This window comes from Faecalicatena sp., assembly GCF_058819085.1.
In genome coordinates this window covers 44,569-66,034 of sequence record NZ_JBZUUL010000020.1, presented here as the reverse complement: position 1 = coordinate 66,034, position 21,466 = coordinate 44,569, and the positions used below count along the sequence as shown (strand labels likewise).

General features: G+C 46.3%; 17 protein-coding genes. 16 read left to right on the top strand and 1 reads right to left on the bottom strand.

Annotated features, from left to right (window positions below; all coding sequences use genetic code 11):
• The first annotated feature begins 51 nt into the window (after positions 1-51).
• The 12 genes from AC4OGX_RS10260 to AC4OGX_RS10205 all read left to right on the top strand — a co-directional run bounded on the left by AC4OGX_RS10260 (position 52) and on the right by AC4OGX_RS10205 (position 17,442).
• Positions 52-1,101 (top strand): family 43 glycosylhydrolase, encoded by a 1,050-nt coding sequence (locus AC4OGX_RS10260; RefSeq protein WP_493330286.1) that lies wholly within the window; start codon positions 52-54, stop codon positions 1,099-1,101.
• A 26-nt stretch (positions 1,102-1,127) separates the two neighbouring features.
• The gene (locus AC4OGX_RS10255; protein ID WP_493330285.1) at positions 1,128-3,539 is read left to right on the top strand and encodes a glycoside hydrolase family 3 N-terminal domain-containing protein; all 2,412 of its coding nucleotides are present in this window, start codon (positions 1,128-1,130) and stop codon (positions 3,537-3,539) included.
• Between the two features lie 16 nt (positions 3,540-3,555).
• Positions 3,556-5,067, top strand: a complete 1,512-nt coding sequence (locus tag AC4OGX_RS10250) for an apiosidase-like domain-containing protein (RefSeq protein WP_493330283.1) — start codon at positions 3,556-3,558, stop codon at positions 5,065-5,067.
• Between the two features lie 313 nt (positions 5,068-5,380).
• A complete protein-coding gene (locus tag AC4OGX_RS10245; RefSeq protein WP_493330282.1) occupies positions 5,381-7,474 on the top strand; it encodes a hypothetical protein in 2,094 nt (697 codons plus the stop codon).
• A 96-nt stretch (positions 7,475-7,570) separates the two neighbouring features.
• Complete coding sequence (locus AC4OGX_RS10240) at positions 7,571-9,922, top strand: alpha-L-rhamnosidase-related protein (RefSeq protein ID WP_493330281.1); 2,352 nt, start codon at positions 7,571-7,573, stop codon at positions 9,920-9,922.
• Positions 9,923-9,983: 61 nt separating this feature from the next.
• Complete coding sequence (locus AC4OGX_RS10235) at positions 9,984-11,345, top strand: GH1 family beta-glucosidase (protein ID WP_493330280.1); 1,362 nt, start codon at positions 9,984-9,986, stop codon at positions 11,343-11,345.
• 44 nt (positions 11,346-11,389) lie between these two features.
• Entirely contained in the window at positions 11,390-12,211 is an 822-nt protein-coding gene (locus tag AC4OGX_RS10230; protein WP_493330279.1) for an MATE family efflux transporter, read from the top strand.
• On the top strand, positions 12,172-12,765 hold the full coding sequence (locus AC4OGX_RS10225; RefSeq protein ID WP_493330276.1) for an MATE family efflux transporter: 594 nt from the start codon (positions 12,172-12,174) through the stop codon (positions 12,763-12,765). The genes AC4OGX_RS10230 and AC4OGX_RS10225 overlap by 40 nt, the downstream gene beginning before the upstream one ends.
• 302 nt (positions 12,766-13,067) lie before the next feature.
• Positions 13,068-13,334, top strand: a complete 267-nt coding sequence (locus tag AC4OGX_RS10220; protein ID WP_493330275.1) for an MFS transporter — start codon at positions 13,068-13,070, stop codon at positions 13,332-13,334.
• Between the two features lie 372 nt (positions 13,335-13,706).
• Positions 13,707-14,960 carry a helix-turn-helix transcriptional regulator gene (locus tag AC4OGX_RS10215; RefSeq protein WP_493330274.1) on the top strand — a complete coding sequence of 418 codons (1,254 nt, stop codon included), beginning with the start codon at positions 13,707-13,709 and terminating at the stop codon, positions 14,958-14,960.
• A gap of 194 nt (positions 14,961-15,154) precedes the next feature.
• Entirely contained in the window at positions 15,155-15,730 is a 576-nt protein-coding gene (locus AC4OGX_RS10210) for a hypothetical protein (RefSeq protein WP_493330273.1), read from the top strand.
• 176 nt (positions 15,731-15,906) lie between these two features.
• Complete coding sequence (locus AC4OGX_RS10205) at positions 15,907-17,442, top strand: family 43 glycosylhydrolase (protein WP_493330272.1); 1,536 nt, start codon at positions 15,907-15,909, stop codon at positions 17,440-17,442.
• Between the two features lie 7 nt (positions 17,443-17,449).
• On the opposite strand, the gene AC4OGX_RS10200 is transcribed toward AC4OGX_RS10205, so the two are convergent.
• Positions 17,450-18,007, bottom strand: coding sequence for a TetR/AcrR family transcriptional regulator (locus tag AC4OGX_RS10200; RefSeq protein WP_493330271.1), 558 nt, complete (start codon positions 18,005-18,007; stop codon positions 17,450-17,452).
• A gap of 242 nt (positions 18,008-18,249) precedes the next feature.
• On the opposite strand from AC4OGX_RS10200, the gene AC4OGX_RS10195 reads away from it, so the two are divergent.
• The 4 genes from AC4OGX_RS10195 to AC4OGX_RS10180 are packed head-to-tail and all read left to right on the top strand — an operon-like array spanning position 18,250 to position 21,434.
• Entirely contained in the window at positions 18,250-19,638 is a 1,389-nt protein-coding gene (locus AC4OGX_RS10195; RefSeq protein WP_493330270.1) for an MATE family efflux transporter, read from the top strand.
• Positions 19,639-19,696: 58 nt separating this feature from the next.
• Positions 19,697-20,527 carry a DUF4299 family protein gene (locus AC4OGX_RS10190; RefSeq protein WP_493330269.1) on the top strand — a complete coding sequence of 277 codons (831 nt, stop codon included), beginning with the start codon at positions 19,697-19,699 and terminating at the stop codon, positions 20,525-20,527.
• 34 nt (positions 20,528-20,561) lie between these two features.
• Positions 20,562-21,206, top strand: coding sequence for a hypothetical protein (locus tag AC4OGX_RS10185; RefSeq protein WP_493330268.1), 645 nt, complete (start codon positions 20,562-20,564; stop codon positions 21,204-21,206).
• Between the two features lie 54 nt (positions 21,207-21,260).
• Positions 21,261-21,434: a hypothetical protein gene (locus tag AC4OGX_RS10180; protein WP_493330267.1), complete on the top strand. Its 174-nt coding sequence runs from the start codon at positions 21,261-21,263 to the stop codon at positions 21,432-21,434.
• The last annotated feature ends 32 nt before the right edge of the window (positions 21,435-21,466 follow it).

Here is a 21,466-nt window from a genome sequence, read left to right as displayed (position 1 = left end):
TAAAGTTTTTTTCTTATGATTACAGCAGATTAATGATTGGAGGACAAAGGTATGTATGATTCTATCAGACCAGGCCAGGTATGGCTTGACACAAACGGAAAACGAATCCAGGCGCATGGCGGCTCTGTGATGTATATCGACGGCGTATATTACTGGTACGGTGAAAATAAAGAAAAAACGACAGGGGATACAGACGTCTGGACGTGGGGTGTGAGATGCTACACTTCCACAGATCTGTATAATTGGGAGGATCAGGGCCTGATTATCGAGCCGGATCTGGAACACAAGGATTCTTCCCTGCATCCGTCAGCCATGCTGGACCGCCCTCATATTATTTATAATAAGAAGACTAAGAAATATGTCTGCTGGATGAAGATCATGAATCCGGACGGTTCCCAGACGGAGACGGTGATGACCGCGGATCACATCTTAGGACCGTATGAGCTGGTGAGGGAAGGTTTGAAGCCGTTAAATATGAGCGCCGGGGACTTTGACCTGGCAGTAGCGCCGGACGGAAAAGCGTACTACTATTTTGAGCGGGTGCACAGTGAGACGATCTGTGCAGACTTAAACGAGGATTATACCGATGTGACGGGCTATTACAGCACCCATTTCCCGCATACGGCTCCGCCTCATGTAAGAGAGGCCACCGCTCATTTTATGAGGAAAGGGAAACACTATCTTGTCACATCCGGGACGACGGGGTATCTGCCGAATCCTTCCGAGGTAGCCATTGCAGATACATGGCATGGGCCGTACACCGTTCTGGGAGATCCGCATCCGTCAGATGAGAGCCGGACTTCCTATCATTCCCAGATCTCTTCTGTGTTTAAGGTAGAAGGGAAAAAAGATCTGTATATTGCAGTGGCAGACCGCTGGGTGCCGGATCATATGGAGTTGAAGTATGAGGAGTATGCGGCGGAATATGAAAGGATTTTCGACCCGGATTATGAGGGAGAGAAAAAGTTTGATGAGAAGTTCGGTATGGACAGCGAACGCAATACCTCGATCGCAGACTATGTATGGCTGCCGTTCCGGTTCGATGGGGAGATGGCTTACTTAGACTGGAAAGACGAGTGGAAAATTGAAGATTATGAGTAAAGCTTAAGAGAGAGAGGACGGAATCAATGGAAATTTATCAGAATCCGGAGCTTATGCCGGAACAACGCGCAAAAGACCTGCTTAGTAAAATGAGTCTGGATGAAAAGATGGCTCAGGTAAACTGCCTGTTCCCATATGGAGATAACTGGGATGTCATAGAAAAGGATATGAAATACGGGATCGGTCAGGTGAGCACCCTGGCGGTGAGGGAGATCGAGAGTCTTGAGGAGGCCGCAGAGTGGCAGCGGAAGATTCAGAAAAAGGTGATGGAAAACAGTGAACACCATATTCCTGCCATTTTCCATATGGAGGGGCTTTGCGGTCCCTTCATCCAGGATGCCACAAGCTTTCCGTCAGGGATCGCGAGAGGTTCTTCCTGGGACCCGGAATTAGAAGAGAAGGTGGCAGAGACGGTCAGCAGACAGGAGCTTTCCTGCGGGATCACACAGGTACTTGCACCTGTGCTTGACATATCCAGAGACTCTCGTTTGGGACGTCAGGGAGAGACTTACGGAGAAGACCCGGCTTTAGCTGCTGCGATGGGAGCCGCTTATACGAGAGGAATCCAGAAGGGAAGTGTTGACGGGAGAAAGGCAGAATCCGCTGCCAAGCATTTCCTAGGTTTTCACAATTCTCAGGGCGGAATCCATGGGGCAAACGCGGATGTTCCGGACCGCCTGCTGGAAGAAGTGTATGGAAAACCGTTCCAGGCAGCCATCAGTGAGTCGGGCTTAAAAGGCGTGATGCCGTGTTACTGCTCCATCAATGGTGAACCACTGTCCGCATCCAGGAAAATGCTGACGGGACTCTTAAGAGAACGGATGGGATTTCAGGGCATCTGTGTGGCTGACTATAGTGCTGTGGCAAATGTACACACCACGCAGCATGTGGGAGAGAGCGTAACAGAGGCAGGGCTGATCTGCATGGAAGCGGGAATGGATATCGAGATGCAGAACTGTATCGCGTTCAATGAGGAATTAAAGGGCTGGTTTGCAGAAGGAAAGGCAGACATCGAGATTCTGGACCGGGCGGTACTGCGCGTTCTTGAGACGAAGTTCAGGATGGGACTCTTTGAGCATCCCTTCGCATTGGAAGGAGAAGCGCTCAGGGAAACCTTCTGCCAGGAGAAAGATCGGGAAGTAACACATCAGGCAGCATTAGAGTCCATGGTCCTTCTTAAAAATAACGGAGTCCTGCCGCTGAAAAAGGGATTGAAAAAAATTGCAGTGGTCGGCTGCCACGCAAAGAATGCCCGAAGCTTTTTTGGCGGATACACACATCTGAGCATGACAGAGGCTGTTCATGCCGTGGCAAACTCAATTGCAGGGATGGAATCCGGATCTGTACATGGCAAGAAAATGCTCACTGTGCCCGGTACGCAGATCCAGAGTGATGAGACAGAAGAATTCGATGCAATTCTAAAGCTTCAGAAACCAGAGTGTAAAAATCTTCTTGAGTCGCTGACAGAGGCGCTCCCGGATACAGAGGTCGTGTATGCATACGGCTATCCGATCGCAGGAGATGACTTATCCCACATCGATGAGGCGCTGGAAGCTGTAAAGGATGCTGACTTAGTTATCATGACACTGGGAGGAAAACACGGTTCCTGTTCTGTAGCATCTATGGGAGAGGGCGTGGATTCCACGGATATTAATCTGCCAGAATGCCAGGATACATTTATCAAAAGGGCAGCAGAGCTTGGAAAACCGATGGTCGGAGTACATTTTGACGGAAGACCGATTTCCAGTGATATCGCAGATACATATCTGGATGCGATTCTGGAGGCATGGAACCCATCAGAGACGGGAGGAAAGGCGCTGGCAGAAATTTTAACAGGTGCGTATAATCCGGGCGGAAAGCTTCCGGTATGCGTTGCCAGAACTGCCGGACAGGTTCCGGTTTATTATAATCATCCAAACGGTTCTGCGTGGCATCAGGGCGAGAGCATCGGGTTCTCAGAATATGTGGATATGCCTCATACGCCGAGATATTTCTTCGGACACGGGCTGTCTTATACAGAGTTTACATATAGTGGGCTTGAGATCTCAAAGGCAGAAGCGGGGCCGGAGGATACCGTGGAAATCTCCGTTCAGGTTGAGAATACCGGAAATTATAAAGGAGATGAGGTCGTTCAGTTGTATTTGAGGGATCTCTATGCAAGCATGACCCGTCCGGTCAAGGAACTGGCAGGATTTCAGAGGATCACACTGGAACCGGGAGAGAAAAAGACAGTCTGCTTTGCACTCAAGTGCAGCCAGACGGCATTCCTGGACCGCAATATGGACTGGAAGGTAGAAAAAGGTGAGATCGAAGTTCAGGTCGGAAGCTCCTCCGAGGATATCCGGCAGAAGGGCGGCTTTTTCATTACGGAAAACCAGATCGTGGACGGAAAGACACGGGGCATGTATGCAGTGGCGAAGGTGACTGAAAGTAAATAAGAATGGAGTTTTTACAATGAGGAAAGTAGAGAAGTATGATCTGATCGAAATAGACATTGAGGGCACAGAAAGCATGGGGCTGGTAGAAGGCTGCGCGGAGTTTGTGAATGGCAGTATCAAAAAAAGGGTTCCGGCATTTAAAAATGTGCAGAAATACACGGTACGTTTTATGCCGGAGGAGACCGGAACATGGGAATACCAGATCACACTTGGAGGTAAGGAATGGACAGGAACGTTTGAGTGTGTCGAACAGACCGGAAATAACCATGGCCCTGTAATGACAGAAGGATATCATTTCCGCTATCGGGACGGGGAAAAGTATATCCCGGTGGGCACGACCTGCTATGCCTGGATCCACCAGACAGAAGAGCTGCAGGAGCAGACACTCGCCGCACTTGGGGATGCGCCTTTCAATAAGATCCGCATGTGTGTATTTCCAAAATCAATGCCGTATAACAATAACGATCCTGACTGCTATCCGTTTTTCAAAAAAGAGGATGGTTCATGGGATGTGAACTCCCCGGATCCGGCATTTTGGAACAAGCTGGATCAAAGACTGGCAGGACTTAGAGACTTGGGCGTGGAAGCGGACCTGATTCTGTTCCATCCGTATGACCGCTGGGGATTTTCTACGTTAAGCAAGGAGGATTCCCTTGCCTATCTGGAATATTGTATTGCACGTTTATCCGCTTACCGGAATATCTGGTGGAGTCTGGCGAATGAATATGAGATGCTTTATGAAAAAGAAGATGGGGACTGGGACGCATATGGGAAACTGATTAATGAGCGTGATCCTTACGGACATCTTATCTCCGTTCACAATATTCTGGGACCTTATCCAAAGAAGGACTGGCTGACTCATTGCTCTATCCAGTCCGCCGATATCAACGGTGTGGTGAGATGGAAACGGGAGTATGGAATTCCTGTTATCATTGATGAATGCGGTTATGAGGGTAACATCGAATACGACTGGGGAAATCTTTCCGCTTTTGAAATGACGCATCGTTTCTGGTGGACCATTTTCCGGGGCGGATACTGTACCCACGGAGAGACCTTCCACCGTGACGATGAGGTGCTCTGGTGGGCAAAGGGCGGCACACTCTATGGGGAAAGCCCGAAGCGGATCAAATTTCTGAAAGAGCTGCTGTACAGTCTGCCGGATGGATGGGAGGCCGAGGTGAAAGGCTTTGGAAACCCAAATCTGGACAAGACGGACGAGGCGGCGGTCAAGCAGGAAGAGCGTTTCATGAAGACTCTGGACAGCCTTCCGAAGCATGTCCGGGAGAATATGATGGTGAACACGCCGATGTTGATCCAGGGCAGCGATTTCCAGATGAGGTATTATGGAAGGACATGCCCGAGTCTTGTAAGCCTTGATCTTAAGGATGATAAAAAATACCGGATCGAGATCATAGACATCTGGGAGATGACCAGAAAGATGGCGGCAGAAGGCGTGAGCGGCAATATCAGGATCGGGATGCCGGGGAAAGAAGGCATCGTTGTCTTGATTACTGATATGGAAAAATAAGAGAAGTTCACACGAAATAAGCAGTGAGGCAGAGAAGCAGAGGTTCTCATCCTCGCTGCTTTTATTCATGATAATAAAAAGTCACTTCAGACAGGGCATTCGGGAGAAATTTTAGTCTGCATGTATCTGAATTAGTGAACATGTAGTGAAAAAACGATTTTGTACCCTGTAAGACAAATTCTCATATATGTAAAATTGATAGTGCTCCATATAATGTAGTCAGCAATAAAAATGTAACAGTTCCGGCAGGTCTGTCTGACCTGTTACGAAATGTTACATGAAGACTACAAAAAAATAAAAGGAGTACTGGAAAATGAGCTTAGTAAAAGAGATATATGATGCAAAGAAGGATCCGGAGTTTCAGGATTCTTATATAGACACAGAAGAGTGGAGAACGAGAGAGCTTCCGGACGGTACATCGGTTCCTTATCTGCATGTACATGGAGGATTCCGTAAAAAAGGGGTAAAGTTCCTCTTTTGTTTTCCGAAAAAAGAAGAATTCAGAGGACGTTTTTTTCAATACCTGTCCCCGTTTCCCGGACCGGATGAGGAGAATGCTTCTCTTGACAAGACAGGGGAAGACGACCGGATCGCATTTTGTCTGTTAAATGGTGCATATTTTGTAGAGAGTAATATGGGGTCCACACAGATGTTTGGAGGCAGCAGTAAGCCTCAGCTTGTATGGAAAGCAAGTGCTGCGGTGGCAGAATACTCCAGGAGAAAGGCGATGGAGCTCTATGGATGCAGCCGGCCGTACGGATATGTGCACGGAGGCAGCGGTGGTGCCTATAAGACAATGGCATGTATTGAAAATACATGTGCGTGGGATGGGGCGGTTCCATACGTGATCGGTTCACCGGTGTCTCTGCCGAATACGATCACACTCCATGCACAGGGACAGCGGGCACTGCGCAGAGTATTTGGGAAGATCGTAGATGCGCTGGATGCAGGCGGAAGCGGCAATATGTATGAGGGGCTGACAGAGGATGAAGCGTTGATGCTTAAGGAGATTACCGCGATGGGATTCCCTCCCAGAGCGTGGTTTCTTGAGGCTGAGGGCGTCATAGATGACGGATCCCTGCCGGTACTGCTCCCGCTTATTAAGGCAGGAGATCCGCAGTATTTTGAGGACTTCTGGAATCTGCCGGGATATCTCGGGACGGATGAGAAAAGCAGTGCGGTGAAAGACCGCCTGAGGTTTCAGGGGAAGGTAAAGAGTGTACATATGCCGGGCCAGCGGGTTGAGACAGAAAACAAAGTGGGGTTCAATGGCGTGGATGATGCATGGAAGAAGATGCTGACAGATGGAAAAGACGCATGGATCGAACTGGAAGAGATACCTCTGGGGGAGCAGCCGTATCTCAGGGGAGTTACGATCGAGATCCGAACAGGCAGGGCATCCGGCCGTCGTCTGGCGCTCGGGGATATCTGTGGAAACTGTCTGACCATTGGTATGTGCTACGGGATGGATGAGCTGGACGAAGTGCTGGCACTGATCGAGCCGGGAGACGAGGTGCTGCTGGATAATTCGGAATATATTGCCGCGCAGTCCTACTATCGGCATCAGGTGCCTGAGGACCTAAGTTTTCATGCGTGGGATCAGTTCCGGGATCAGGAAGGAAAGGCTGTCATTCCGCAGAGATCAAATGTGATGGGATACAATCTTACCGGCACAGGCACCGTGCAGGACGGAAACATTCAGGGGAAGGTCATCGTGATCCAGTCTCTGATGGATGAATCGACCTGCCCGTGGTGCGGTGACTGGTATCGAAACAAGGTCATTGAGACAAAGGGCAGCGAAGAGGATTTCCGGATTTACTATATGGACCGTTGTATGCATGGAGATGTGTCCTGGCTGGAGAATAACATGGTGACAAATTATTTAGGAGCCATGCGGCAGGCGCTTTTGGACGTGAGTGACTGGGTGGAACGCGGCAAGGAGCCTTGTAAGACAACCGCGTACGAGATGATCGGCAGCCAGGTATATCCGGCAGAGGATGCCGGGGACAGACACGGACTGCAGCCTGTTGTATCCCTGCTTGCAAATGGGGAGTCGTGTACACATGTGAAGGCAGGAGAGTGTGTCACATTCACGGCAAATGTCAAAGTACCCCAGGGGGCAGGAATGGTGACAGGAGTAGATTACGATTTTGAATCCGATCATTCGCTTCCCGGTGAAAAGAAAGAAGTGTCAGTTTTTCAGAACAAGGGGACTTTTGAGTCTATGACAGATGGCACATGCTATGGTGCAGTATCAGAGATTACGCATATTTATGAAGAACCAGGAACATATTTTGCATCCGTAAGGGTAAAAGCAAACCGGGATGGAGATGCAGGCAATTTGTTTACCCAGGTTAAGAATATCGCGAGAGCAAGAGTCATTGTAGAACCTGCGGAAACACTTTAGAATCCAGTACATCGCTGCGTTACTTGTGCAACGATGTATTAGTATAATCGTGGGATGACAGGAGAGTTAAATTTGAGTTTGAAGGAGTAGAATATCATGTGGAAAGAAGCAATGTGGGCAGGGGTGCCTGTCTTAGAGCTTGAAAAGTGGACCATACTGGAAGGCGACTTAAACGGCCGTTTTGCGTATTACCGCTGTGAAATAGAATTAGATACAGAAGAAGCAAAGTTAACGATTGATATAACAGCCAATTCGAGATACCGCTTATGGGTGAATGAGTCCCCTGTACTTTCCGGTCCATGTAAAGGCGATACCTATCGGCATTATTATGATACAGTTGACATTTCTAAATATTTGGTTCAGGGGAAAAATGTGATCGCAGTACAGGTTCTGTATTGTGATCCGGAGTCTGTCGTAAGCCAGTGGGAGGAAAGGGCTTCTCTTTTCTCCGTCTTAACGCCGAGAGGCGGGCACCGCCTTGCTGTAGAGGGTGAAATTCTGGATGAGAAGGGGAACGTGATCGGTACGGTGACGACAGGAAAGGCTGACTGGCGTGTGTATCTGGATGGAAGCTTTTTTCTGAAATCAACGGATATTACAGAAAACCTGGGAGCGGTCTGCGAAGAAATCGACGTCAATCAGATTCCTGCGGACTGGAAATCTTCAAAGGATCAGGCGCCTGACTGGAAATCAGTGGTTCCACTGGAAAGTGTCCTGACAGATGAATTTTCAAATAAGGTAGGGCTGGTCAGGCGGTTCATGATAAAAGAACGCCCGATTCCGCTTCTGTATGAACAGGAGGAGAGCTTTGAGTCAGAGACCGAAACAAGCAGAATTCAGAAAAGCGGAATTCTGGGGACCGGTTCGATCAGAGTTTTGGCGGGTGAAAAAAGAGCGATTCTCCTGGATGCGGGGGTAGAGAAGAATGGTTATCCGATCTTTCGTTTTGACGGAGGAAAGGGCAGCAGGGTTTATTTTACATATTTAGAAAGGTTTACAAGCAGTACTAAGAAGATTAAAAAAACGGATGCCGAGAATGGTGAGATCATCGGACTGACAGATTCCATCATTTTAAATGGCAAAGCATTCTGCTACGAGCCATTTAGATATCGCACCTTCCGCTTTTTGTATATGGAGATCGAAGCGAAAGAAGATGTGACGGTGTATGCGCCCGTCTTCCGAAAGACGGGGTATCCACTTCTGATTGATTCATGGGTGGCTTCTTCCGAAAAATGGGTGGGGGAGGTATGGAATATCTGCAGCCGTACACTCCAAAATTGTATGGTGGAATCCTACATGGACTGCCCATACTACGAACAGATGCAGTTTTCGATGGATACAAGACTGCAGGCAATGTTTAACTATGCACTGAGCACAGATACAAAGCTGGCGCGAAAAGCCCTGGAAGACTTTCACTGCTGTCTGACCCCGGAAGGGCTGATCCACGGCAAATATCCTTCTGCATACTGCCAGATTATTTCTACCTTTTCGCTGCATTACATCTATATGCTAAAAGAATATTATATGCAGACAGGGGATCTGATGACAATTAAGATGTATCTGCCGGATGTGGATGCTATCTTGGGATATTATGATCGTAGGATTGGACCTGACGGCCTGGTGGGACGCCTTGGGTACTGGGAATTTGTCGACTGGCAGAAGGCCTGGGCGGATACAGCCGGAGCGCCTGCCGCACTGTCCAAAGGTCCGTCCACAATTATCAACCTAATGTATGGGTATGCCCTAAAAGATGCGGCGTTTCTATATGAAGCGGCGGGACGCAGAGAAATGGCATCAGAATTCGGGGAACGCCGCGAAAAGATCACCCGTATCATCCGTAATCTATGCTGGAATCCCGATAAGATGCTTTACCGGGAGGGACCAGAGTTTGAACAGTATTCACAGCACGCTCAGGCCTGGGCCGTATTGAACGAGATGGATGATCAGGAAACCGCACAGAAGATACTGAAAGCGGCAATGACAGATGAGGAAATACTCATATGTTCTTTTTCTACCTCCTATGAATGGTTCCGGGCACTGGAAAAAGCAGGCTTGTACTCTGATACAGAAAAATACATGAAACGATGGGCAAAACTGCCAGAGCAAGGCAGTACGACCTGTCCTGAGGAGCCGGAAGACGGCAGAAGTGAGTGCCATGCGTGGAGTGCGCTGCCATTGTATGAAATGATCAGGTGTATGGCAGGAATCAAACCGTATACGCCGGGATGGTCCATGGTGGAAATCAGACCGCAGCCGGCATACCTTACGGATCTGGAAGGAGAAGCAGTGACTCCGGGCGGAAAAGTCTATTATAAATATCAAAAGCAGAACGGAAAATGGAACTGTCAGGTGAGATTACCGGAAGGTGTCCGGGGGATCTTCATTTATCCGGATGGAAAAGAAGAGAGAATCTCAGGTGGAAAGCTGTATCAGTTTTCAGAGATCTAATATTTACATGGCTTGTGGCATTTTGCAATTTGTATTTGGATGAAAATAGGAGAAAATAAGAATGACAAAAAAGTATGAATTTCCAGAGGATTTTGTATGGGGTGTCGCAACGGCGGCACAACAGATTGAAGGAGGGGCATTTGAGGATGGCAGAGGCGCATCTATCTGGGATGTTTACTCGAGACTTCCGGGAGCCATCAAGCATGGTGAGACGCCGGATGTGTGCTGTGACTCTTACCACAGATATGAGACAGACGTGAAACTTTTGAAGGAGCTGGGCGTAAAATCCTATCGTTTCTCCTTCTCATGGTCCAGAATCATTCCGGATGGTTCCGGAGAGGTGAATCCGGCGGGGATCGCCTATTATAAGAAACTGATCAAAGCCTTAAAGGAAGCGGATATTATGCCGAATGCCACCATGTATCACTGGGATCTGCCCTATGCACTGCAGGTAAAAGGAGGATTTGGAAATCGCGATATCATCAAGTGGTACACCCATTATGCGGAAGTCCTGCTGGATAATTTCGGAGAAGACGTGGATATGTGGGCGACCTTCAATGAACCGATTGCAGTTTATGTGGGATATGCACTCGGCTGGTTCGCACCGGGGCTGAAGGATGAGGCTTACGCCCGCCAGTGCCTGCATCATCTGCTTTTATGTCATGGGGAGACGGTCAAATTATTTCGAAAGAAGAACCTCCCAAATGCAAAAATCGGAATTGTGGTGGATGTATGGAAACATTATGCGGTGCGTAAAGGAAATGCCGAGGATGAATGGGCGGCGCTTTACAACAATGAAATTGCAGGTTATGGCATGTTTTTAAACCCTTTGTTTCTTGGAGAGTATTCGAAAGAACATTGGAATTATATGACAGAACATCAGATAGCACCTGCTGTACAGGACAAAGATATGGAAACTATCTGTCAGAAACTGGATTTCTACGGATTGAATTTCTACAATGCCATCTTTGACAATGTGGATGAACAGAAGAGAAAGGAACAGGAAAAGGCACAGAAAGGCGGGAACTATCAGGACCGCCCGGAGGTACATACGGATATGCTGCCGGATGTCCTGCATATGCTGGTGGACAAATACCATATCAATATTCCGATTTATATCACCGAGAATGGGTGCTCTGCGGATGGAGCCAATAAAGAGGAACTGTTAAATGACCAGGAACGCATCGATTATGTGAAAGGTGTCCTGACTGCTCTTCACAAGGGAATACAGGAGGGCATTGATGTACGTGGGTATTACCTGTGGTCACTGATGGACAATTTTGAGTGGTCCCTCGGGTTTGCTGCCAGATATGGGCTCTATTATACAGATTATGAGACGTTGGAGCGCATCCCGAAAAAGAGTGCAGGCTGGTATGCAGATGTCATCAGGAATCATGGTTTTGAGGAAAAAAAGGAGAGATAATTGCAGATGTTGCAGCAGATGGTACAAAAATGGGATGATAACAGATGAAGACGAATGTAGAGAAGCGTGTTCAGGATATGACGACAGGAAGTGTGACAGGACATTTATTGCGCTTCTCTCTTCCACTTCTGGTCGGAAATATGTTTCAGCAATTATACAACATGGTAGATACCATTGTGGTTGGTCATTTTGTGGGAGCAAATGCTCTTGCTGCGGTAGGGCTTGTGGGAAGCGTTACCTATTTGTTTTTTTCGTTGTGTGTTGGTTTAAGCGGTGGCATAGGCGTGCTTGTTTCGCAGTTTTTCGGAGCAGGAAAAGAAGATTCCCTAAAAGAAACGGTAGCCAATTCTATTTACATTACGCTGGCGGCGGGAGCATTTATGAGTATTCTAAGCATTATTCTGGCGGAGCCAATCCTTCGGCTGATGAATACACCGGAAGAGAATATGAAGGATGCGCTGGTTTATTTGGTGATTGTATGTGGAAGCACGATTGTAGTTGCGGGATATAATACGATTTCTTCCATTATGCGTGCATTAGGAGACTCGAAAACACCCTTGATTTTTCTCGTGATTTCCAGCCTGTTAAATATTGGACTGGATTTGCTCTTTGTACTGGGATTTTCTATGGGAGTTGCAGGTGTGGCATGGGCAACGGTCATTTCACAGTCGGTGGCAGCAATTGGCTCCATAGTTTATGGATATCGTACAAATCCTTATTTAAGACTGGAAAAGAATGATTTCAATTTCAATAAAATGATTGTAAAAAAGAGTATGCAGATTGGAATTCCCCTAGCCTGCCAAAATGCCATGAGTCTGTTTCGGCAGTGGCATCCCAGACGGTTATCAATGGCTTTGGATCCGTAGTAATCGCAGGAGATGCGGTAGTAAAAAAAGTTGTGGCTATTATGCAGCAGCCATTTGGAGTTCTTGGTATTGCCTGCTCCAATTTTTCCGGACAGAATGCAGGTGCAGGGAAATATGACCGGGTATATGAGTCCTGTAAGAAAGGCATGCTGATGGTAACGATTTACAGTGCGGTGATGGCTGTAGTAAATCAGTTTTTCAGTGATCCCATTGCGAGAATTTTTGTGACGGATCCGCAGGTCGTGGAGATAGGTTCGCTGGGACTTAAGATTACTGTATGGATGTTTATTGCTTTGGGAGCGCTGTATGTAATGCGTGCTTCGCTGAATGGTGTGGGAGATTCAGCATTTACTATGATTAACGGTATTTTTGAGGTGATTGGCAGTGTGGTATTTGTGTATATTCTTACATCAATTCCAGCTTTTGGAATGAAAGGAATCTGGTATACAAATGGAGTTGTCTGGACTATGGTAGCATTGGCTAACCTTGCCCGGGTAGTGAGTGGAAAGTGGAAAAAAGCCCTCGTTGTGTCGAAGACTGATATGGAAAAATAGAAGAATCCTGATATAAAAAAGCAGCAGGTAAGAGAGTCCTCCAGCTCTCATACTCGCTGCTTTTATTCATGATAATAGAAAGCTCGTACAGAGTACTTTTTATTATTTAATTGAAGAGAAATTCAATTCAGACAGAGTATCTGGGGCGAATTTTTAGGCCGCAGGTGCCTAAATTGGTTAATGAATATAGGGAAAGCGATTTTGTGCACTGCAGGACGAATTCTTATCTGTGTAAAACGAAAAGGTGTTTATATAATATAGCCAGCAAAGAAACCTACAATATACAAAAGGAGCAAAAAGTGATGAAAAAAGAAAAAGTGAAACGCACCAAGGTTGGCGCCGCGCGTCAGATATGCTGGCAGAGCAGTTCGATATCATCTGGATGTATGCTGATGGTACAGGGGTTTATCTCTATTTACTGTACGGACACAATGGGGATGCCGGCAGCACTGGTCGGCACACTTCTGATGGTAAGTAAGATCTTTGACGGGTTTACAGATCTGATCGCGGGCTATGTGTTAGATAATACGAGATCCAGATGGGGAAAGGGAACGAAAGGGTTCGTTTAAAAGATATCTTTGTCGTATTGAAAAAGAATAGATATGTCTGGATTCTGTCTCTTATGGCTTTTGTATTGAACTTTGTTACAAGTCTGGGTGTATCTACATACTATTTTAAATACATCGTAGGGGATATTTCACTGCTCAGTATTATGGCATTTTCGCAGACTTACAGTTAGCGAAGTGTTTCACGAGCTTAGTGTTTATGATATAATGAGAACACCGGGGGAAAAGGGCCGTGTTTTTCATGCTTGTGTGAAAAAGCATGACCTGAGGCCCCTGCATTATCATGATGAAATAATAGGCTTATGAATGCGGTTAAGGATAAAAATATTTTGGCGGCTTTAAAAGGGCCGGCATTTTTCAGGGAGGCTTTAGAGAATGGATTACTTGGATTCGGTAGAAAGAAGGCTTTGGTTTTTTTCAGGACAGATATTTAGTGCATGCGGGCTTGGGACATGGGCATATTCTGATGAGGGGGTACTGTATACTTCAACAAGCACCAACACAAAAGAGTTCCAGATGTTTTTTGCGGCAGGGGGATGTAAAGACTATGCACTGACTACGGGAAAGAAGCATCAGGCCCCTTTTATCATGAGTGATTCGCTGGGACTGATCTGGGTAGGTGAATATGTGGATCTATCAGACGGCGGCAGGATGCTGGTGGTCCTGGGGCCGGTCTTTTATGCGATGACAAGTGTCCGTTATATGGAAAAGCGACTCAAGGAGATGGATATTTCCATTGAAATGCAGCGTAATTATATGAAGGTCTTAATGAATGTTCCGGTGATTCCCATGGTAGTCATACAGCAGTATGCCAAGATGCTGCATTTTACTGTTTCTAATGGGCCTGCCGAAACCATTTATTATCAATATGAGCTGAAAGAGGAAAAGGCAGAGATTCCGCTGGAATCCGAGGAGAGTCAGCTTGAAGACTGGGATTTGTGGAACAGGACGAATCAGTGGAGGCAGATGATCAAGAAGGTTGTGCGGGAAGGGGATATGAATTATAAAAAGGCCTTCGATGAGATGAACGGTGTTGAATACATGCCGGATGAATACGACACGGATAACGTCTACCGGACGAATAAGAACATGATGATCATCCTGACTTTCATGTGTTCACAGGCGGCAATCGAGGGCGGTCTGCCGCCTCAGACAGCGACAGCGCTGGAGAGGCATTATATCAGACGGGTGGAAGATATGGAGACCCTTACGGAGCTGCAGCAGTTAAATGAGATGATGATAGAAGATTTCATCCAGCATGTCAAGGCAAGCAGGGAAATGGATGGCATCTCACCTCAGATCAGGGAATGCTGTGAATATGTAAAAGCTAATTTTATGAAAGAGCTGACATTAAAGAATATCGCGAAGGCAATGGGCTATACCGAATATTATCTGAGCAGGAAATTCCAGCAGGAGATGGGGATCCGTTTATTAGATTATATTAAAAATGTGAGGCTGGAGTATGCAAAAGTATGGCTGCTCTCCACGGATAAAAGCATTCAGGAGATCAGCGAACAGCTTCGGTTCGGGACAAGGAATTACTTCACGCGGGTCTTCAAGGAGAAGACAGGGAAGACACCGGCGGCTTACCGGGACGAAAACCGGGGACAGGCAGAAGTTACCGGTTAGATCGCGCCATGTAAGCAGCTGCAGGTTACGGAATCATACAGGTGCGCATAGTAACTGCATCAGGTCCGGTAAACGGAGCTCTTCGTTGCAGTTGAGGTTTAAGCACTAAAATATTAGGTTACTAATAGACTTTACCCATTCACAGGACCATGCTATGATTTGTCTATAAAATAAAAAAGGGAGGACAAATAATCATGACCGGGAGTGAAAAATTAGATCTATTGCTTTCCAAGATGTCCACTGTTGAGAATCGGATGGGGACCATGGAAGAACGTATGGGGACTATGGAAGAAGGTATGGCCACAATGGGTGAACGGATGTCATCTATGGAAGAGCGGATGGCTACGAAAGCAGAGTTATCCGAGATCAAAGAGCGGATGGCTACGAAAGCAGAGTTATCCGAGATCAAAGAGCAGATGGCTACGAAAGCAGAGTTATCCGAGATCAAAGAGCAGATGGCAACGAAAGCGGAGTTATCCGAGATCAAAGAGCAGATGGCTACGAAAGCAGAGTTATCAGAAGTCAAGGAAAGCATGGTAACAAAAGGGTATCTGTGTACTAAAATGCGTGAAATGGAAAATAATATCCTGCGGGAGGTTGATACGGTACAAGAGAAATCAAATGCACATTATGAGGAATTGAAGAAGCAGATAAAATTAATGAGGGACAGATTTTATGTAAGGGATCTGGATTCTATCAAATCGAGATTATCTGTTGTAGAGGTGGACGTAGCTAATCTTAAGGCGAAGGTTATCTTAGAGTATGTTTAGGATACAGTCTCATTGAGGAAGCAGATTTGGACTATCCGATTTGACGATATATTGACGGAATATAACGAAAATATGCACATAATCCCTATTTTATGAGTTCCCATATGGCAGAAAACAGGTATACTTGAAAGAAAATGGTTAGTATACCAGCTATATTGAAACAGGGAGGAATTAAAATGGAGAAGAGACAGGTATTTAATCCGTACCTGCCGTCCTACGAGTACATACCGGACGGCGAGGTCCATGTTTTTGGGGATCGTGCATATTTATACGGGAGTCATGACAGGTTTGGAAGCGCAGGGTTCTGCCTGAATGATTATGTATGCTATTCGGCAGATGTGAAGGATCTGACAGATTGGAAATACGAGGGCGTGATTTTCGAGAAGACGCAGGATCCGAGAAATCAGAATATCCCGGAGGATGCTCCCGGGCAGACGCTTTTATTTGGCATTGAGCCGGAAAAGGAGGAGGATCTAAATCCCCGCGGTATCCACGCACAGTGGGCCCCGGACGTGGTACAGGGACTGGATGGACGGTTTTATCTGTATTACTGTCTTGACTTTCTGCCGGAGATCGGAGTGGCAGTCTGTGATACGCCTGCCGGGAAGTATGAATTCTTAGGATTTGTCAGACATCAGGATGGAACCATACTGGGAACAGGGGAAAAGGATCTGGTGCAGTTTGATCCGGGTGTTTTTATAGATGAGGGAAATGTTTACCTATACTCAGGAAATGCCCCGATGCGCCCGGAACATGACAATGGAAAACAGGCATCCCAGGTGATGCGTTTGATGCCTGATATGCTGACACTTTTGACAGAGCCGAAGAAGCTTCTTCCGTCAGTTACTCAAAGTGAGGGAACTGGATTCGAGGGCCATGAGTTTTTCGAGGCAAGTTCTATCAGAAAGATCGGCAGCAGATATTATTTTGTCTATTCGTCTGTGAAAAGCTCAGAGCTGTGTTATGCGGTGAGTGAGAAGCCGGATGAGGGGTACAGATTTGGAGGGACACTGGTCGATATCGGTGATATCGGGATGAACGGACGTACCGCCGAGGAGGCTGTGAATGCCCTGGGGAACACGCATGGAGGGATGGAGCTGATCAACGGGCAGTGGTACATTTTCTATCATCGTCAGACGAACCGTACGAATTTCAGCAGACAGGGGTGTGCAGAGAAGATTACGATAGACAATGACGGGAAGATTGCACAGGCGGAGGTGACCTCCTGTGGATTGAATCAGGGACCGCTTGTGGACAGAGGGACATATCCGGCGCGGATCTGCTGTCATTTAACAGGAAAGAAAGGGGTTACTTTTTCCCATCCGCTGGCCATGAAGATGGAGTATCCGTTCCTGACACAGGACCTGCCTGATATCGGTCCGGAAGAAGAGGCTGCAAAGGCCGATGCAGAAGTGCCGGTTCAGTACATCTGTAATATTCAGGATGAAAATGTGATCGGATATAAGTATTTCGAATTCACAGGTTCCAATACAATCAGCCTGCGCGTGCGGGGGAATGCAAAAGGGACGATTCATATCCAGACAGATGCAGATAAAGCGGCATGCGGGGAAGTGAAACTGGATATCGCATCTGATGAATGGATCGATGTAGAAGGAACCTATGAGATAGAAAAGGGGGTACATCCACTGTATCTGAGGTTTTCAGGTGAGGGCAGGATCGATCTGTCACTATTCAATTTGTATAAAAGATAGTAGCTTTCTATGCCTTGAAATTTTTCGTTATAATATGTACCGTTTCACTGATAAACTGTGCGACCTGCTCTACCGGTTCTTTCATCCCGCTTTGAGACCAGTAGCTTATGACTCCGCCGCTGCCCTGAGCGATAAAGTAGTAAAGAAGTTTCTGCTGGCTCTTATCCAAATGCTCAAAATGGCGGCTCATCATAGGAAATACCTTGTGGTAACTGGTTAAGAACAGGCGGACGGAAAAGCCTGGATCTCCGTGATCAGAGCAGATCGTCCGGTACAGAGCGCCATTTTCCTGTATTTTTGTCAGAACAGTAGTATAAAGTGAAGTAATATTGCGGCATGCATCGTGCTCCAGTGTCTCCTGAAGATACTGGAGCATTTCTTCTTCGATACTTTCCAATAAATCCAATGGATCATGGTAGTGTTTATAAAAAGTTGCTCTGTTAATCTCACTTCTTTCACAAATTTCTTTCACGGTGATACGGCTTACCGGCTTTTCTTTCAGCAGTTCCAAAAAATTTTCACGAATCACCTTCCGGGTGTAGCGGACACGCGCGTCTGTCTTCATATCTTCTTTTTCCTTTCTGATAATCAGCAGTTTTCCCAAAATGTGTTGCTTATGTAGCATAATTCAAAATATTGCTGATTGATTGGGATCTTTTTCATTATTATAATATATATATGAAAGATAATCAACATATGTATATTTAGTTTGATCAAAGTAATTTCATCGGGGAAGCAGTGAAGCGGATTTTGAATATTTGTGCTGGATTCCAGAGTGAATGAAAGAAGGAGTTTGGAGGGAACATTATGCAGAAGAAACAGGAACGTATATTTCGGGATATGGGAGTCTGGAAGGCAATCGCAGCGTTGGCAGTGCCGGCAATGATTACCATGATCGTTATGATTTTCTACAACATGGCCGATATGTTTTTTGTAGGGCAGCTGGGGGATACCGCTCAGGTAGCAGCCGTATCGCTGGCGGGACCGGCCTTTACCATGATGATGGCGGTCGGAACGCTGCTGGGCGGAGGCGGATGTGTACTGATTGCCAAGACGCTGGGGCAGGGAGATGAGGAAAAGGTAAAATTGTACTCCAGTCTGTGCTGTTTTTGGAGTATCGCTTTTGGGGTGATCTATATGGTCGTGGTCTTTATATTTACCACACCGATTCTGCATTTCCTTGGGGCCAATGAAGAAATATGGGATTACGCCAAAATGTATCTCAGGGTACTGGCACTTGGCGCACCTGTTATGATCTTTACAACGGGGTTTGGCAGTGTTATCCGTGCTGAAGGGGCAGTCAAGGAGGGGATGATCGGAAATCTGTTTTCTACGATTACCAATATCATACTGGACCCGGTTTTTATTCTGGTCCTAAAGCTTGGCGTGGGCGGTGCGGCCATTGCAACGGTGTTGGGAAATGTGGTGGGAGCACTGTATTTTGTCTTCTATATGAAAATAGGGAAAACGAGTTTCACGCTCAACCCGGCGTATGCCATTAAAAATCCATGGGAAGTTAGAAAGATACTCGTGATCGGGATACCAAATGCAATGAGCAGTGTGCTGGTTGGATTCGCCTCGGCTTTTGCCAATCAGCTGTTGGTGAAGCATGGGACAAATGCCGTGGCAGCCATGGCAGCAGCGGGAAAATCCACCATGATTATTTCCATGGTACAGATGGGAATCTGTCTGGGAGTCCAGCCCATGCTGGCATATTGCTGCGGGGATGGCAACATGCCAAGGATCAGGGAAACCTTAAGGAAACTTTCTCTTCTCACGGTGTTGGTCGGCTCGGCTGCCACACTGTTCTGTGTGTTAAACAGCAGGGCAGTGATCGCACTGTTTTTAAAGAATCAGGAGGCACTTTCACTGGGGCAGGAGATGGTGATGCTGTTGATGGTGACGGGGCCATTTCTGGGGATCTATTACATCAGCACTAATTTCCTGCAGGCGTCAGGAAATGCAGGACTTGCGGCAATTATCTCCATGCTGCGCCAGGGCTTTTTACTGGTACCGCTTCTTGCTGTCATGAATTGCTTCTGGGGAGTGAAGGGGATTACTTTAGCGCATGTGACGGCGGATCTGACGGCGGTTGTAACTGCCGGGCTTCTGGCACTGCATAAGTATCGGATACTTAAGAGTTCTCTGGAGGATGATATTTGTTGCGATATAGAGGCGAAAAAAGTAGATATTTAAGTTGGGGGAAGTTATAATATAGATAGATTAAAAACGTCATTGAGCAGAGGAGAAAAGTATGTCTGTAGAAGTGCGGATTGAACCAAAGGGGCTTTTTAAGAAAAAGGTATCGTTTCAGGATATTCTTTCAGACGGAATGGCATACGGGATCATGGATGAAGATTTCAGGCTGATTCCAAACGAGACAGGAGAGCATACCGTCATCTATGATCCACAGAGGATTGCGAGAGGAATTGAAGTCAGTTTTGAGAATACTTCGGTTATTTTGCGTATGAATTTACCGACCTCTCAGGAAGAAATTCATCAGTTTTATGAGTTGGTCAAAAGAGTGTGTGGACTATGCAGGACGAAAGTGTTTTACAGGGATGGGGAAAAGACGGAGCTGGCTTGGATCCCGGATTGTATTGAAAGGGATAAGAAGACGGCAGTGGGTGCACTGGAAGATATTTTCAGCAAAGCAGGCGATAAGTATCTTACGATATTCGGAGTCATGAATCCCTTATGTCTCGGGAAGAGAGAAGACAATCTTATAGCGAATGATCTTCAGGCTTTTGGAAGCTATCTGGCTGAAAAGCAGTCTATCGACGCATATTATGCGGCTCCGAGAGTATACCGGCATAAGGATAGAGAGACATTGTTCGGCTGCTTTGCGGTCGGGGAAGAGATTGCATCAATCGTTCCGCTGGAACCGGAGATTATATTGAACCAGATAGAGGGTGTTGAGGAGTGGTATGTCCTGTTGGGAGACGGCGGGAATAATCTGGTCAGTTATGGGGATTTCATAAACGCAGTCAAGGAGAAGGAATATTATGATGCAAATCATGTGATCGTTTCTCTCAGAAAGGAAGAGATAGAAGAGATCCTTGAAACCTACCGAACGGAATTATAGCAGGCGGGAATCTTTCAGAATAAGGAGAAAAGTTTTGGAGACGATTCAGCTGAACAAAAAGTACCATATATTTTATACGGACAAAAGCGTGTCACAGATGATGAATCCAGAACGGAAATGGTACCTTACTTTCTGCATGATATTTGCTTTTGCAGTCCTTATGATATTTATAACTTTTGGTTTTGGGCTTCTTATCATGTCAACAGGGGATGGAAGAAAGGCTGGGATAATATTAAGTGGATGCGGAGGAGCGTTCCTTCTTTTCTGGTATGGTGCGATTCAATATGTAAAGTATTTTTATTATGTATGCTTCGAAGAGGATGGGGTTACCTATAGAATGGGAGGCTCGTTTTTTCGGCACTTTATCAGATATGAAGAAATTGCTGCAGTCCAGATAGGCAGTTGTTACGCCGATTTTATTCCGGGAAAAAGGTTTGGAAAACAGGGAGCACTATTTACAGAGCAGGGATGCAGACAGCTGTTTGGAACCTTCATGAATATGATAGATGATCAGGGAGTCTATCGATTTTCAATGCCTTACTTAGAGGCTGGATATTGGTTTATCATACAGAAATGTTCGGGGCATATCAGGATCGTGAAGCAAAGCGGCGAAGTGAATTTTCCTGATACAGAGCAGGAGAAAGAGGTGAAGCAGCAGTATAGTGGATATGTAAACTGAAACATGTTGTTGAACAGCAGAAGTAAAGATCTCTGCAGAAGAGAGAGGAGGATTATGATGAAGAAGTTTTTTTCGATTTTGTCAGTATTTGCGGGGGTTTTGATTATTGGGCTGGCGATCGTGAGCTTTATTACAGGAGAGGTATATAATCAAATTTTTATTCTACTGCTTTTAGTAGAGCTTTGGTCTGTTATTATATCTAAGAGGGTGAAAGGTAATCCTTCCTAAGTGAAAGACAGGGGAGAACACAAGCAATGGTT